Annotated in this window: 17 protein-coding genes, 1 other RNA gene and 1 pseudogene; 5 read left to right on the forward strand and 14 right to left on the reverse strand. The window is 44.4% G+C overall.

The features are described from left to right. The first annotated feature begins 163 nt into the window (after positions 1 to 163). The 3 genes from ACK8OT_RS03790 to ffs all read left to right on the forward strand — a co-directional run bounded on the left by ACK8OT_RS03790 (position 164) and on the right by ffs (position 2,758). Positions 164 to 1,579: a basic amino acid/polyamine antiporter gene (locus ACK8OT_RS03790; RefSeq protein WP_410195181.1), complete on the forward strand. Its 1,416-nt coding sequence runs from the start codon at positions 164 to 166 to the stop codon at positions 1,577 to 1,579. A 161-nt stretch (positions 1,580 to 1,740) separates the two neighbouring features. Next, positions 1,741 to 2,526, forward strand: a complete 786-nt coding sequence (locus ACK8OT_RS03795) for a sulfite exporter TauE/SafE family protein (RefSeq protein ID WP_410195182.1) — start codon at positions 1,741 to 1,743, stop codon at positions 2,524 to 2,526. Between the two features lie 135 nt (positions 2,527 to 2,661). Beyond that, positions 2,662 to 2,758: signal recognition particle sRNA small type (gene ffs / locus ACK8OT_RS03800), an RNA gene on the forward strand. Positions 2,759 to 3,176: 418 nt separating this feature from the next. Here ffs and ACK8OT_RS03805 read toward each other — a convergent pair. The 3 genes from ACK8OT_RS03805 to ACK8OT_RS03815 all read right to left on the reverse strand — a co-directional run bounded on the left by ACK8OT_RS03805 (position 3,177) and on the right by ACK8OT_RS03815 (position 5,091). Next, positions 3,177 to 3,593 carry a hypothetical protein gene (locus ACK8OT_RS03805; protein ID WP_410195183.1) on the reverse strand — a complete coding sequence of 139 codons (417 nt, stop codon included), beginning with the start codon at positions 3,591 to 3,593 and terminating at the stop codon, positions 3,177 to 3,179. 101 nt (positions 3,594 to 3,694) lie between these two features. Continuing rightward, on the reverse strand, positions 3,695 to 4,348 hold the full coding sequence (locus tag ACK8OT_RS03810; RefSeq protein ID WP_410195184.1) for a uracil-DNA glycosylase family protein: 654 nt from the start codon (positions 4,346 to 4,348) through the stop codon (positions 3,695 to 3,697). A gap of 290 nt (positions 4,349 to 4,638) precedes the next feature. Further along, positions 4,639 to 5,091 carry a transposase gene (locus ACK8OT_RS03815; protein ID WP_410195185.1) on the reverse strand — a complete coding sequence of 151 codons (453 nt, stop codon included), beginning with the start codon at positions 5,089 to 5,091 and terminating at the stop codon, positions 4,639 to 4,641. A 91-nt stretch (positions 5,092 to 5,182) separates the two neighbouring features. Between ACK8OT_RS03815 and ACK8OT_RS03820 the strand changes: the two are divergent. Further along, positions 5,183 to 5,383 (forward strand): annotated as a pseudogene (locus ACK8OT_RS03820) (N-acetyltransferase); the annotation flags it as partial. A 379-nt stretch (positions 5,384 to 5,762) separates the two neighbouring features. Here ACK8OT_RS03820 and ACK8OT_RS03825 read toward each other — a convergent pair. The 3 genes from ACK8OT_RS03825 to ACK8OT_RS03835 are packed head-to-tail and all read right to left on the reverse strand — an operon-like array spanning position 5,763 to position 7,872. Continuing rightward, positions 5,763 to 6,611 (reverse strand): hypothetical protein, encoded by an 849-nt coding sequence (locus ACK8OT_RS03825; protein ID WP_410195186.1) that lies wholly within the window; start codon positions 6,609 to 6,611, stop codon positions 5,763 to 5,765. A gap of 26 nt (positions 6,612 to 6,637) precedes the next feature. Further along, positions 6,638 to 7,060: a hypothetical protein gene (locus ACK8OT_RS03830; RefSeq protein ID WP_410195187.1), complete on the reverse strand. Its 423-nt coding sequence runs from the start codon at positions 7,058 to 7,060 to the stop codon at positions 6,638 to 6,640. Continuing rightward, a complete protein-coding gene (locus ACK8OT_RS03835) occupies positions 7,048 to 7,872 on the reverse strand; it encodes an SIR2 family NAD-dependent protein deacylase (protein WP_410195188.1) in 825 nt (274 codons plus the stop codon). Before ACK8OT_RS03835 ends, ACK8OT_RS03830 begins: the two co-directional genes overlap by 13 nt. 464 nt (positions 7,873 to 8,336) lie before the next feature. On the opposite strand from ACK8OT_RS03835, the gene ACK8OT_RS03840 reads away from it, so the two are divergent. After that, positions 8,337 to 8,990, forward strand: a complete 654-nt coding sequence (locus ACK8OT_RS03840) for a nitroreductase family protein (RefSeq protein WP_410195189.1) — start codon at positions 8,337 to 8,339, stop codon at positions 8,988 to 8,990. Between the two features lie 93 nt (positions 8,991 to 9,083). Here ACK8OT_RS03840 and ACK8OT_RS03845 read toward each other — a convergent pair whose 3' ends face one another. The 8 genes from ACK8OT_RS03845 to ACK8OT_RS03880 form a co-directional block, all read right to left on the reverse strand. Further along, on the reverse strand, positions 9,084 to 9,461 hold the full coding sequence (locus ACK8OT_RS03845) for a MazG nucleotide pyrophosphohydrolase domain-containing protein (RefSeq protein ID WP_410195190.1): 378 nt from the start codon (positions 9,459 to 9,461) through the stop codon (positions 9,084 to 9,086). 63 nt (positions 9,462 to 9,524) lie between these two features. Beyond that, positions 9,525 to 9,941 carry a DUF1801 domain-containing protein gene (locus tag ACK8OT_RS03850; RefSeq protein WP_410195191.1) on the reverse strand — a complete coding sequence of 139 codons (417 nt, stop codon included), beginning with the start codon at positions 9,939 to 9,941 and terminating at the stop codon, positions 9,525 to 9,527. Positions 9,942 to 10,021: 80 nt separating this feature from the next. Then, positions 10,022 to 10,774 (reverse strand): RES family NAD+ phosphorylase, encoded by a 753-nt coding sequence (locus tag ACK8OT_RS03855; RefSeq protein WP_410195192.1) that lies wholly within the window; start codon positions 10,772 to 10,774, stop codon positions 10,022 to 10,024. Then, complete coding sequence (locus tag ACK8OT_RS03860; RefSeq protein WP_410195193.1) at positions 10,774 to 11,136, reverse strand: MbcA/ParS/Xre antitoxin family protein; 363 nt, start codon at positions 11,134 to 11,136, stop codon at positions 10,774 to 10,776. Before ACK8OT_RS03860 ends, ACK8OT_RS03855 begins: the two co-directional genes overlap by 1 nt. A 209-nt stretch (positions 11,137 to 11,345) precedes the next feature. Beyond that, positions 11,346 to 11,948: a hypothetical protein gene (locus ACK8OT_RS03865; RefSeq protein ID WP_410195194.1), complete on the reverse strand. Its 603-nt coding sequence runs from the start codon at positions 11,946 to 11,948 to the stop codon at positions 11,346 to 11,348. Between the two features lie 251 nt (positions 11,949 to 12,199). Next, complete coding sequence (locus ACK8OT_RS03870) at positions 12,200 to 12,601, reverse strand: glycine zipper family protein (protein WP_410195195.1); 402 nt, start codon at positions 12,599 to 12,601, stop codon at positions 12,200 to 12,202. A 143-nt stretch (positions 12,602 to 12,744) separates the two neighbouring features. After that, a complete protein-coding gene (locus ACK8OT_RS03875) occupies positions 12,745 to 13,377 on the reverse strand; it encodes a sugar O-acetyltransferase (RefSeq protein ID WP_410195196.1) in 633 nt (210 codons plus the stop codon). Between the two features lie 100 nt (positions 13,378 to 13,477). Beyond that, a complete protein-coding gene (locus ACK8OT_RS03880) occupies positions 13,478 to 13,618 on the reverse strand; it encodes a DUF2256 domain-containing protein (protein WP_410195269.1) in 141 nt (46 codons plus the stop codon). Positions 13,619 to 13,650: the final 32 nt, after the last annotated feature.

The raw sequence follows: 13,650 nt of genomic DNA on the forward strand, positions 1-13,650 counted from the left end.
TCATTTTCATCCTGCAAGCCATTTCTTTATTGCACTTTCCTGCTGCAATGTATATTGTGCCCCGCAATAACGTTTACGACATATATAACCACCAGCAAGAGACCAGATAGTCACATATACCTTGCTAAGTGGCTTTAGAAGATTATTCACCAAGAGGCATGCTTTGCAAAAACAACTCGGACTACCTTCATTAGTTGCACTTGTCATTAGTACCATGATAGGGGCAGGCATTTTTAGTCTACCGCAGAATATTGCCGCTAACGCCTCCGCTGGTGCGGTATTCATTGCTTGGATCATCACTGCAATTGGCATGGGTGCCCTTGTCTTGGTGTTTCATCAATTGGCACGTAAACGTCCCGAGCTGGATGCCGGATTATTTGACTATGCCAAGGCCGGATTTGGTCACTTTATGGGCTTTAACTCCGCTTGGGGTTACTGGATATGTAATTTGTTGGCAAACGTATCTTATGCGGTGGTGTTTTTTGGTGCCTTAAGCATTTTTACTGACACCGCAGATTGGCAATTGTTTGGTGAAGGCAACACCGCAGCCGCCATTTTGGGGGCGTCTATCTTAATCTGGACCATGCATTTTTTAGTGCTACGCGGCGTACAACTAGCGGCCGCCGTTAATATTGTTGCCACCATCGCCAAGTTATTACCTATCTTAGTGTTTATTGTTGCTGTCATATTGGCCAGTGAGTGGGATAAATTTAGCTTTGACTTTTGGGGTCAACAAGCACCCGCGCTGGGTAGTGTGTTAGACCAAGTTAAATCGTCAATGATGGTCACCCTATGGGTATTCATTGGTATAGAAGGTGCCGTTATTGTGTCTGCGCGCGCTAAACTTCGCAGTGACGTCGGCAAAGCCACCATCATTGCACTGTTATGTGCCCTTTGTTTATACATCATGGTTACGTTATTCACCTTTGGGGTAATGACACAACCAGAAATCGCCGCACTGCATAACCCCTCTATGGGCCAAATTCTGGCGCATATACTCGGACCTTGGGGTGCAAAATTTGTTAGTGCTGGTTTAGTGATATCGGTTTCAGGTGCATTATTAAGTTGGACTGTGGTGTCAGCAGAAGCTCCCTTTATCGCAGCTAAATCGGGCTTATTTCCAAAACGCTTTGCGCAAGAGAACAAACATGGTTCGGCGTCTTTCTCACTGTGGATGTCGACCATTTTGGTGCAATTGTTCTTGATCACCACCTTAGTACAAGAAAGCACATATCTTGCCTTGGTGTATATTGCAACCTCAGCGGTATTATTACCTTACCTATTGGCCGCGGCCTACGCGCTAAAAAGTGGTTATTGCAAGCACAATCCAATCGGTAATAAAGGCATTGCATTTATCGCCACCCTATACAGTGTTTGGCTGGTCTATGCCGCAGGCTTAGACTCACTGCTACTTTGTGCCCTGCTTTATGCTCCTGGCATTTGGGTTTACCGCCAAGCTTGCCGTGAAACCGGCCAAGCCTTTTTACCGAGTAAGTCAGAGCGGGCCTTTGCCGGATTATTGATAGCGATGGCGATCACCGCCCTCTACTTTATCGCAACTGGCATTATCTCGCTTTAGTGCAAATTTGACCAATTAACCCCCTTCAAGACAAGGTGATAATGCGTGCTTTACGGCATGCATTGTCGTCTAGCTAATCTCATAACCCAGGATCTGCACTTTGTGTTGTTGCCAGTTAATAACAAGTGTTAAGCTGGTGTTTTTCTTACAGACCAATTTCTATGGATATCTTAATTTACCCCCTACTCGGCGCTGTCGCGGGTCTGATTGCCGGCTTATTTGGTCTAGGCGGCGGTATTATCATAGTGCCAGTGCTGATATTTGCCTTTGGTCTATTGGATATGCCCACCAGCATTTTAGTTCACATGGCCGTGGGAACATCCCTTGCTACCATCATAGTCACCTCTAGCAGCTCAGTGCTCACTCATCACAAACTCAAGGCGATTAATTGGCCTGTGGTAAAACAAATGACCATAGGCATTATTATCGGTACTTGGCTAGGCGCAGCAGCGGCCGATTTTGTTTCTGGTGAGCAATTTAAAAAGCTGATCGGCGTGTTTTCATTGTTGGTTGCTTTGCAAATGGGGCTTAACCTTAAACCTAAAGCAGCACGCAATTTACCCAATGCAACAGGCCAAACCTTGGCGGGTACAATTATTGGCGCATTATCATCCCTTTTTGGCATCGGCGGCGGTTCGTTGTCTGTGCCTTATTTTTCTTACTGTAGCGTGCCCATCGCCAACGCGATTGCTACCTCAGCCGCGCTGGGTTTACCCATCGCCATTGCAGGAACCTTAGGCCATATTTATGCAGGTTTGGATACTCCTAACTTACCCAGTTACAGCTTAGGCTATGTTTATTTACCGGCTTGGCTTGGCATCATACTCACCAGTGCCCTATTTGCTAAACTCGGGGCAAAATTAGCGCATCAGTTACCGCCATTATTGATGAAGCGCTTATTTGCATTATTACTGAGCCTAGTTGCCACTAAATTTTTATTCTTCTGAACCAAATAGGTTAAATGCAAAGCAAAGTGGCGCATCTTTAGGCGGTTGAACAAAAATGTAAGAATAAATATTGAAATCACTCAGCCCATAGGCAATAATGCGCACCGTTGCGAAAGCAATGTATCTATGGTGACCCTAGGGTCCTCTCGCATTGATACTCCGTGAACTCGGCCAGGACCGGAAGGTAGCAACCGCAGCGGATGACTCAAGTGCCGGGATGTGGCTTTAGGGTTACCACCCAAATTCCCCTCATTTTTATTCCCTAATTTAATCACCTACATAACTAGCTTGTTCTAACAGTAGCCTTCACCATTACATACAAGATCAGTAACTTTTCACATAAGCAGTTTTGACTAGGACCAGACTAAAGAACCCGAAACGGGTAACATAGCCCCTGCAGAATCCCCCAATAGTTTTTAATCACCCAACAAAAGCACAGCGTGCCGCTCTTTAGTGTCTTATGTATCTTCTTGAGGTTTCCTATCACGAGAAGCAAGCTAAATTTTGAGCGTATTTAGGTGTGGTGCGACCAACCAAACGATGGAAATGACAATGTAGTTGGAACAATCTCAAAATCATTTTTGACATTTGCGTGTTAGGACTTTTGCTCTAATCACGGCATTTCATATTACCCAAAGTATGGATAAGCTCTAAGCCTGTGGCCAATTTCTATTGCCCACTACACTTGTTAGCTTTAAGCTCTGGTGCTCGTTTGGGATAGCGACGATCTGGAAGTCATCTTCATATATCACTAGACCAGGTCGATCAGATATTAACTCCGTAACTATGAAGCCACTTTGTTCTACATAAGGAATTATGGCTACTACGTGAGCAAGAATTTCAACCGCTGTATCCTTAAACCAACAGACACCTTTTAAACTTTCTGGATTATCAAAAACATCAGGAATTGGAAAAGAACTCATCAACCATTCTAGATGTGTATCAAGGTCAACTATGCTGGTTCCTTCAGCCTGCCTTTCTCGACTGATACGATAAGCCACGCCTAAGATTCCTTGATTCACTCCCGACTGTTTGTTGATATGCCCAACGACAAAACGTTTGAACACTATTTAGTCCTCATAATTCAACCAAAAAGCTAACGCTTTGCTAAGCAGCGCGCGTCCAGTGGAGGCCGTTTTTTTGGCCGGAACGATGCTTGAGCAACTTGTTATATTTGTTTTGATAGCCACTCAACGACCTCTTCTTTGCCTATTGGTGAGTAGCGGCTTAAATGTGGTAGGCCTGCAACATATACGGAGCGGCCATTAATTTCACAATTAAACCCCTTGAGCGACCAATTTCCGTGACCTGATGGAAAATGCTCCTCGTCTCCACCGAGCATAGTGTGTAAATAACCATAGGGAGAAACTTTGGAGTTACCAAAAGTGATTATAAGTTTTGGTTTGATAATGCTCAGTATTGCTTCATGGACAGGCCAACACTTTTTTGCGAGCGAAAAGCTTATGTCACTTGCCTTCCGACTTTGAAGGAAAATTAGATTGCTTGCACACGCATCTCTTGTATTTAATCCAAGGTTCTCAAGAACCCACTGAATTCTTTTTTGAAGAGGAGCTTCACCGTTAGCCCATGCACCGTTATGATTTTCCCAGCTTTCATCAAGGTAGGAATTATCTGTATTTGTGAGCATGGAGTTTATGCTTTGCTCTACAGGATTTCCGCCAGCGCCACCAGGATTAAAACCAAGTAAATACACATCACCAGATTTTAGTGTTTCGTGGCTGCTATACAGAATACTTCCAGACTCACTTAAAACTTCTGAAAGGGCATCTTTTGCAATTTTGGGGATTTCATCCTTGTTCATTCAGTGCCTCGAAAAATAGAACGCTTTAGTATTTATACGCACTGTGTGCGTATAAATCCCTTGTTGGACTGAGCCGATACCCGAGCTGTGGTATCAGGTTGGTGTCATTTATGCTATAGGAATTTGCTTTTGGATGTGCCCCTTGTTTGACCATCGGGCAAGGTGTTTGTAGCATGATATTCCACATTCCTTGTTGGCATTGATGACGTTTTAATCCTTTCATTTAAACCAAGTTATCGTCTTTTGACAAGCTAACTTTATTTAAATTAACCGTCTATCTCCTTTTTATTTCATAGAGTAACATATTGATTAATCAGCAACCTTATCGGTTGATATCCCGTTCGCTCTGCGCCTTCAATTTCCCCTGTTTGTACTATTGGCTCTAACCCCACATGACTCAACCTCAACACCCCCTGTTGACACGCCGAACAAGGCCAATTCACCACCTTTTCCTCTTCAGATTCTTTCTGCTCCAGTTGTGCTATCCCTTGTTGTTTTCTTATCAGCGCCAACTTACGCTGGCGGCAGGCGCTCGCTAAAAAACCAAAATGACGCACCCGCATAAACCCTCTTGGTAACACATGCAGTAAATAACGCTGGATAAACACCTCAAGCGGCAAGGTCATGATTTTATCTCGTTGATTATCTGCATAATCACGATACCTAAAACTAACGCTGCCATCACTTTGCTGCACTAACCACGACTCCGACATCACGCCACGAGTCTTAGATCGGTTAGGCACCTCAGGATGGTTCTATATCCATATATTTGTGGATGGTCAATTTGCAGGGCAGTTAGAGTTTCGTAGCTTTTAACTCGAGCCGGAGACTGGCTATGTGCATCTCATTTACTTAAAGCCGAATTTTCGTGGATCAGGACTCGCCCCAAAAGTGCAGGATTATATTGTAACCACTTTGAGTAAAGCGGGTTGTTTACGTGCTGTACTTTCGGTCAGCCGAACTAACCATCGGCTCTCACATTCTACAAGCGCCATGGCTGGGAGTTCGTGCGTAAGAATCCCAAGCACGATGTAACGGACTTTTACCAACTTTGGCTACGCACCTAATCGGTAGCCTGAGGTCTCTACCTTCCAGCCCCCAAAGCACCCATCATGCACTCTCGATTGAGAAGATGTGCAATAGGCGGTTCATCTTCTGTAATGAATAGTAATCCAAATGTCCTTCAGTGATACCACAGGCAAGGGTGAGACGTTCACTGACACCTTGCTTGATTATTTGGCTGATGCCTATACAGGACTATTTCTGCTTACCCCAAACTCATTTTGGGGCAAAAGCGTTTTAGCTTTTCGTCCAACCAATATAGCGAGCCTCACGCTTATGTAATTGATTTTTGCCACGGTATGGGTTCATAAAGGATGTAAGAGACCATTTTTAACGAAGCGTAAGCATGCTGTTACAGGTTATTTATCAACTCAACCACCGCATCGGGGTCTAGCATGCTCTCCAAGTATTGATGTGACAATAGGTGCTTTTTGAGCAGCTCCCGATCTTGGCTAGCAAAGGCATCTTTTAGCAAAGCATAATAAACCAGCTCAAGTCGGATATCCGCACAGTTTTCCATTACAAACTCAACGCCGTCAGTTTGTACACAGGCCACAAAGGCTTTCCTTTGTAGCCACAAATCATAGCCACTGAAGTCTGGCTCCTTGAGGGAATTTGCTAACGCTATCTTTCGCACTATGTCAGCGTCACTGTTATACCGTTTGATGATTGAATAGGCAAAAAAGACCTGTGGAAATGAGTTATAAAAACGCTCCAAGTCCGCACGAGTTGCGCTCTCAAGCTTAATCCAGCTATCAAGGTAGGCATTGAGCGATCTTTCAGCCTCTTCAACAAGCGGGTCAACATTACTCAGATAATGCTCCCAGTTAGCTTGATTGAGATACAATTCGCGCTCGCAAAGGGGCTTGAAATACTCATTGGGGCAATGGGTTTTCAACCTTGCTAGGGCCTCATTGATGACATCTTCACCATAGCGGGTGGCAAGATCATGATAGAGATCGCTATATCCTTGGTTTATTAAGTCTTCCATCATGCGACAAAGTGCAATCGTAACTGTGCTTGGGAAGTTTCCAAATTGTTTAATTTCATCAATCACTTCGGGAAAATTTATCGCCTCCTGAAGATAGTTGTCTAGTCCGCAGCTATCCATGATAAATGCATCATGCGCTAACTTATTAGATAGCCTCTGGCTTGCAACATAATCCAGAACAATGCCTGATTCGATACAATATCCACACATAAAATATCTCCTACCCTTTAATTGCTTTAATCGTCTTCCCAACCTTCGTAAAGCTCGGCTTGAAACGCGCGTTTCTTTTCGACACGCTCTTGCGCCTTATCCAACGGGATATACATAAAATAAACGCCTTCGAATCGGCAAATACCATCGGGGTACTCCAAATAGGCAAGCAGTTTGTTATAAGCGGGATCGGTTTGATCCATGGCAATATCAATATACAGCGAGCCGCGATACGGCAATGAGAGGTTGAGGCATTCATAATCTCCGCATTCGTAATAATGGTATTCGTTCGCCGTTAACCAGTTCATTATTTGGCTGCGTATTGGGCTGTTTTGGTAGTCAAAGTCGACTCTTTCAGACCACATGTCTGGCTTGATAAATGAAATCCAAACAACATCCCGCTGTTTGGCAACAGCAATATCTTCTATGTAATCAATTAGCATAGGCATGGTTTGTTCTCCTTAGGTAATGACAATGCGCTATCTATGGCGCAAAGGGCCTCGAGCGCGCCTTGCTCGATAGCAATATAGCCTCTTGGTAAAGGGCCCAACTCTGGGTTGATCCTAATAACGGGTGAACCAAGTACCTCAACCTCTCTGCGGATGGTTGGGATATGTTGGCCAGCACCAATCTCAATCACGACTATCTCATCTGCCTGATAACGCATGAGTAAACGGCGATAGCCCGATTTTTGTGCAAATGTTCGTTGTGATAACCAATACGGATCATTGAACATTTTGATGTTCGGCCGCAGGTAACGCTGACAACATGGGCACTGTGGCAAAGTTGAAAAGTCATAATGAGGCTCATCAACTTCGAGCAAGCTATCATTGCAAGCAAGGGAGCATTGCCAATAATTAATGCTGCCATGCACTTCCATTATTTTATCGGCATCAAACCCGGCTTTTTGGAAGTGCCCGTCTACGTTAGTAGTATAAACGTAGTAGTCTTTGTTAAGATCGCTAATCCAATTCAGCAAAATCTTAAACCCATGATGTGGATTGGTATTTTTATATAAGCTGTAGCGATGACCATAAAACTGCCAAGCCTTGTTCGGATGCTCTATAAAAGCCGTCCCACTGGCTATATCACTAAAAGACAGTTGCTCTGACTCAAGCTCAGGATAGCAGCGCCAGAACCCTTTATTGCCACGAAAATCCGGCAAACCAGAGTCAATCCCCATGCCAGCACCGGCAGCGATGATGATGCATTTAGCCGAGTTAATCAGCTGAGCAGCTTGTAACATGTTGTTCCTTTCCATTATTAGTCCTCTGAATTTAGTTCCGCAAGAGAACTCCATAAATCTAACTTTAGAACCCTGAATTTTGCGAAAAAAAATGAAAATAGTTGAAATAATTCAAGGCAAGCAGCAGTAGAGGTTAAACCATACGCGCTACAGCAAGCTTAGCTACAAGCAGATACTTGTCATTTTTCAACAAAGTAAATAGTTAATGTTCAGGTATTACAGCGTTTGGGGGATTAACCATTCAAGCATCTTAGTACATATTTAAAGGCACAATAAATTTGTTGTTCTTAATTCACTGATCATATTCTTGGGATTAGTTTATCGTTACTTTCTAATCATCTTCCAATTCATCACTGCAATTATTTGACAGGGCAAGCTAACATGAAGATGATACCAAAAGGCTAATTAGCAATATTGGCAACCACCCTCTTTCACTTACCTCAAATTTGCTGGTACACCGAAATAAGATGGAAAAAACTATGCACCCAATTCTCGTTGATTTAAATAAGCGTTACACGTCTAAACGCTACGACCCTACTAAACGTATTCCAGCTGAAGATCTAGCGGTGATATATGAAGCCATGCGCTTATCGTCGTCCTCGATTAATTCACAGCCATGGAAGTTTATTGTGATTGAAAGTGATGCGGCTAAACAGCGCATGCATGATACTTTTGCAAATAAATTTCGATTTAATCAACCTCATATCAAGGCTGCATCACACATAGTGCTGTTTGCCCACAACCCTAAATACAACCGAGATGATTACGCCAAGGTAGTTGATAAGGGCATTGCTGATGGCCGCACTAAACCAGAAGACAGAGAAAAAGCCTTTGGCAGTTTTTCCTTTGCTACGTTAAACACTGATGAACAGGGTAACACGGGGCCTTGGACTAAGGCACAGGCGTATTTGGCGTTGGGTAACACCCTTCATACCCTTGCTCGCTTAGGCATAGATTCTACTTGTATGGAAGGCGTTGATAGCGAATTGATCGGCGAAATATTCAAAGATGAGTTAGCTGGCTATGTTTGTGAAGTGGCTTTGGCTATGGGCTATCATCACCCTGAGGAAGATTACAATGCTAAGCTACCTAAATCTCGTTTAGCAGCACAAGACGTAATAACCGTTCTCTAGACTGCGTTCTCTAGACAGATAGCAACGGCATGTAAGCTAATTCATTTACCCTAAAGGAGCTGATTTAAAGCGATTTTAGGGTAAATTGTTGCTTTATTTTAGCTGTTCAAGTTTCGCTTGTTCTTGCTCAAGCAACTGTTTTTGCTTATTTTTAACCTCATCCCACGAAATGCCATTTTCGATAGCCGTTACTCTCTCGTCATATTTGCGGCAGGCTCGATTGATTATTGAATCAAGCTTGACCCCCTGCTCTTTTTCAAGAGAGAGCACCACATTAAAGTAATCCCACAGTACATCGCCAAGCTCTTCCTCGAGATAACAAATTCGCTTGTTTGGAATTTCTTCGATGACTTCGTCCACTTCTTTTTTAATCTCAGATAAATAGGTGGATGCGCCAGCGTACCAAGTATTGTCCTTATCAAATTCGGCTTTACGCTTGGCGATGGCGATTAATTTGGCAAAATCAGTCATTTGGGCTTCTCTTTAGGGTTTGAACTGGCAATCACATTGCATGCCTTTTACGGGATCAAGTGATCATACTTGAGCAACTGCGCCAAGCAAGGGTAAGTGTTTGCGCTGCTGATAAGTCAGTGCCAAGGTTAAACAATGTCGAATGGCAGTCTCGGGCAGTGGCTGATCCAAGGATAATTTGATTGCTCGATTTCCTTCAAAGCATAATTGCTCGTGATAAAGCTCGCGAAAGGTATCAACGAGCTTAGTTTGGCAATGAAAAAACAGGTAATAGTGCTCAGGCGATTTCGGCTTCCAATCTATTCTGACAGGGCTACCCGATTTGACTCGATAACTAGGCTCCCCCCACTTTAAACTCTCTTCAACCTTATCCGATGTGAGTTGTGCGCCAAGCTCAAAGATTAGGGCGCGCAAATCTAATAGGCGCGATTGTACTTGATTGGGATAGGTTGCAAAATGTGCTTTGACGGCAGGCTCCATGTGTTCCCTCAATGTTAATGGTGGAAATTTTCTGTTATCCCAGTTTTATGTTATCAATGTGCTGCTAACATGCCGATAAATTAGGCTGGAAACGGCAACTCACCGTCAATTAAAAAGTCGCTAATATCAAAACGCATCACTTGGTTTTGGTAAAGTAGTTTAAACGCGACGGTATTGGCATCAACCTCACACAAAATGCCATAAGTGGCCAGAGGCTGACGCTGACACAAGGCTTGCGGCTCAAATAAGCCAACACAAATATCCCCGTTTTTGCTTCTGGCCGAGTGATATTCAAATGCCATTACGCCAGCTTCGCGCATCGCCGCCCCTAATTGCTGACAAACGCGGTAATCGGTTGGATCAAGTAGCTCAGCGTGCCCAGCAAAGGGGGCTTGATGTAACTTAATGCCTTGCTCGCTTTGGTAACCTACCGTAAATAACGTATGCTCGGTGCGCAGTTTGTCTTTGATTGGCGGCGCTTCCATGGCATGCCAAAACACAAATCGATAATATGCCGACTCAATCAGGGTCGCCTGCTCTGTGGCTCCGCCGTAAAAAATACTCGGCTCATGTGTTTGGCCAAAACGCGAGCCCCATTGCAGTGGTGGGTAACGAAACGGGGTTTTGAGTAAATAATGCAGCTCGCTTTGGGCGAGCTCCTCACTGGGATACTCAGGTTTGGCTTGCTCAAGTAAATCTTCCAGCATGGCTTGCTCGTCAAGGTTATCAACCAGCGATAAGGTCGCCACTTGCTCTTGGCTTTCAACCAGTCGATATAACACGCCACTGACAGGGGTAATGGCCTGCTCACCCCGACAACGTTGCCAAAGCATTAAAGTTTGCCTCGAATACCATCAAGGTAGCGCAAGACCGTCATCAAACCTTGAATCGATTTGATTTGCTCTTTGGGCACGCCGCGCGTGATCTTGTTATGGCTTTGCATAAAATGGCGCATCCACTGTTTATCACCACCGGTAGAGGCATAAAGTGCCCGCGCCAATCGGATCAACAGTAATGCCAGCTCACCTTGTTTCGATTTAGGATCAAGTGAAGTCAATCGGCTCAAGCCCGTGCGATGTATGCCGATCACGGCTGCGAGCTCGGTTTTGTTTAAGGCTAGCTGTTCGCCCACATTCAACAAGGCTTTGGCTAACACTTGCTCTGGCGTTGCGACGGTTTGTTGTACTGCTGACATACTCCCTCCACCCTGTCGGTTTTGCACTTATTATAGCCCTAATGTGTTAAATAGACAAATATAAGCCACTAACAGGCAAAAATGCAGCCGTTGTACCAATTACATGAACTTAAAATGCGGGTGGTAAGCGTGTGAAACGCGATAGCTAAAGGCAAGGATTTGTGAGGAAGATGGCCTACTGAGTCTAATCTAGTAGGCCAAACTTAAATTTATTGCGCTAAAGCAAACCGACGGTACTCTTGATTACATAGCTGCTGATCCAGCATGAGATCATCTAGGCTAGCCAGCTGCTCAACTACCGCAAACTTCCACGTTAGTCCGGCGGCTTTTGCCTTAGCAAGGTAAGCTTCACCCTTAGTGCTAACAGCGCGAGACTTGCCGGTTTCTTTTGCCTCTTGCAGACCAAGCTTTTCTAGCATGTTATTGATATTGACTGCGCCAACATCAAAAAGCTTACCCAATAAGGTAGGCGTAAATTCATCTTTTGCAATGGCTTTTTCAATCGCTGTGATGGTTTCAATAGGATGTGTTACGGTGAAGGCTGCTGTATTGATGATGGCTTTATCCGCCGAGATATCGCTTGCTTTAACGGCTTCTTGCTGTTTTTCTTCGCTGCTCTGTGCTGTTACAGGCTGGTTTGTTACCTGCTCTTCCACCTTAGGAGTCGAGGTCTTAACCACGGCTGGCGATGTGGTAACTGGGCGATTTGCGTTAAGCTTGCGGGCAGCTAGTTGCTGGGCCTTTAGGGCTTTTTGCTGATTATATTTTTGTTTTTTATTTTTGGCTCGTGCTTGACGTTTAGCTAACTTCATTACTACTTTATTCCATTGGCGGTGCAGGAAACTCACACAATAATGCCGAACCTTCCGTTTCGGCTTGTGCTTTAAATTAGCCGCGTATTATAAAGCATCAACCACAGGCATCAAATTGCGCCTGCTCAAGCTTGCGACAGATCCCATTATGAAAAATAGGGGTTGCCACAAGCAAAAAATTTAAGCTCGGTTCAATCACGTACGTCAGAGCCCAAATATAGTTTGAAAGCTCAACCCATTACGAAGCGTTATTATTCTTTATCATAAACTTTATAGCCTTTCTCGGATAAGCAGTTACGCAGCACCACAGCTTGCTTGCCCGTCGCGTCATTAGCCCCTGAAATTGCGCCGACCCCAGCACCAGCGGCAGTCCCAACAACCGCGCCGACTAAAGCACCAGACCATCCATCTTCCACTGCACCAGCAACGGTGCCCACGAGTGCACCAGACGCAGCCCCATTAATGGCCTCGGTTTTGGCATATTCATGCTTGTCTAATTGCTCAGCGTAGTCTTCGCAATACTGGCGATCAGCCTGATATTGCGCGGGGTCAACTTGCGCCATATCCACTACGGGCTCTCGATTATACGAACAGCCAACACAAGAAATAATGATGACACAAATAACAGCAAAAAATACGAATCGACATTTCATAACTTCTCTCCATTGTTAAACTGACTTCAGCTTAACGTCTGGCACGAGATGGATCTGTCGCGTTTTTGTCATTAATTGTATGAAAATGTAAGGTGAGACTAGCCCATGGCTGAGCTAGTTAAGCAGCAGGAACAATAATCAGATCAATCCTTGTTTGAACTTAAGCCTTCTTTTAGCTCAAACATAGGTCGCCACATTTCGATTAGCTCGGCCTCACTGGGTATTTCACCGTGTTCAATTTTACGAATCACCTTACAAGGTGACCCCACCGCCAAGCAATCTTCAGGAATGTCTTTGGTTACCACACTTCCGGCTCCAATTACGCTTCTTGCACCTATGGTTACGCCGCCTAACACTATCACCCCAGCGCCAAGCCAAACACTATCGCCTATCGTGATAGGGTTACCTGTAGCAAAAGGTAGCACGCGGTCGGCCATGTCCAGTGGGTGACCCGCAGTACTGATAACCGCATTAGGCCCAACTTGCACATAACGGCCAAAATGCACAGGCGCAATATCGAGAATTTTCACCCCTGCATTTAAGAAACCACCTTCAGCAAAATGAATGTTCTTCCCCATATCACAGTAAAATGGCGGCACAATATTTGCCCCATTATGGCTACCTAACAGTGAAGACAAAATATTACTTTTAAGCTCATGCTGTGACGGTCTAGCGTGGTTAAAGTCGTACAATTTTTCTTTCACTTCGGTTTGAAAGGCGAATAACTCTGGCGAGATTGGCAGTTTAACCTCAAAATCATCAAGTGAATGGCTCATTATTTTGTCACTCCAGAAAGATAACCAATTTGTATCCTAACTATAATCAAGCCCTTCAACAATATAAAAGCATAATATACAAGGTAAAAGGAGCATTAAACTAAGGCTCATTAGGTTTGCTTCGACGACAACGCTCCGAGCAATGCTTCACATGTTGCCAATCCCGTTGCCATTTTTTACGCCAACTAAACGGTCGCTGGCAAACGCAGCAAATCTTTGTTGGCAACTGAGATTTTTGCATCATTTTCATCAGCTTTCTCTAGTGGCTACTTT

Origin of the sequence: Motilimonas thetidivivens, from assembly GCF_046452435.1 — a bacterium.
GTDB lineage: Bacteria > Pseudomonadota > Gammaproteobacteria > Enterobacterales > CBDFNC01 > Motilimonas.

Bases quoted from the DNA above. Each gene is read 5' to 3' on its own strand.
- ACK8OT_RS03855 (WP_410195192.1), bottom strand. From the start codon at position 10,774: ATGCTTTGGCAACGTTGTCGGGGTGAGCAGGCCATTACCCCTGTCAGT.
- ACK8OT_RS03880 (WP_410195269.1), bottom strand. From the start codon at position 13,618: ATGCAAAAATCTCAGTTGCCAACAAAGATTTGCTGCGTTTGCCAGCGA.
- ACK8OT_RS03865 (WP_410195194.1), bottom strand. From the start codon at position 11,948: ATGAAGTTAGCTAAACGTCAAGCACGAGCCAAAAATAAAAAACAAAAA.
- ACK8OT_RS03835 (WP_410195188.1), bottom strand. From the start codon at position 7,872: ATGGAAAGGAACAACATGTTACAAGCTGCTCAGCTGATTAACTCGGCT.
- ACK8OT_RS03860 (WP_410195193.1), bottom strand. From the start codon at position 11,136: ATGTCAGCAGTACAACAAACCGTCGCAACGCCAGAGCAAGTGTTAGCC.
- ACK8OT_RS03795 (WP_410195182.1), top strand. From the start codon at position 1,741: ATGGATATCTTAATTTACCCCCTACTCGGCGCTGTCGCGGGTCTGATT.
- ACK8OT_RS03810 (WP_410195184.1), bottom strand. From the start codon at position 4,348: ATGAACAAGGATGAAATCCCCAAAATTGCAAAAGATGCCCTTTCAGAA.
- ACK8OT_RS03825 (WP_410195186.1), bottom strand. From the start codon at position 6,611: ATGTGTGGATATTGTATCGAATCAGGCATTGTTCTGGATTATGTTGCA.
- ACK8OT_RS03845 (WP_410195190.1), bottom strand. From the start codon at position 9,461: ATGACTGATTTTGCCAAATTAATCGCCATCGCCAAGCGTAAAGCCGAA.
- ACK8OT_RS03870 (WP_410195195.1), bottom strand. From the start codon at position 12,601: ATGAAATGTCGATTCGTATTTTTTGCTGTTATTTGTGTCATCATTATT.
- ACK8OT_RS03875 (WP_410195196.1), bottom strand. From the start codon at position 13,377: ATGAGCCATTCACTTGATGATTTTGAGGTTAAACTGCCAATCTCGCCA.
- ACK8OT_RS03830 (WP_410195187.1), bottom strand. From the start codon at position 7,060: ATGCCTATGCTAATTGATTACATAGAAGATATTGCTGTTGCCAAACAG.
- ACK8OT_RS03840 (WP_410195189.1), top strand. From the start codon at position 8,337: ATGCACCCAATTCTCGTTGATTTAAATAAGCGTTACACGTCTAAACGC.
- ACK8OT_RS03850 (WP_410195191.1), bottom strand. From the start codon at position 9,941: ATGGAGCCTGCCGTCAAAGCACATTTTGCAACCTATCCCAATCAAGTA.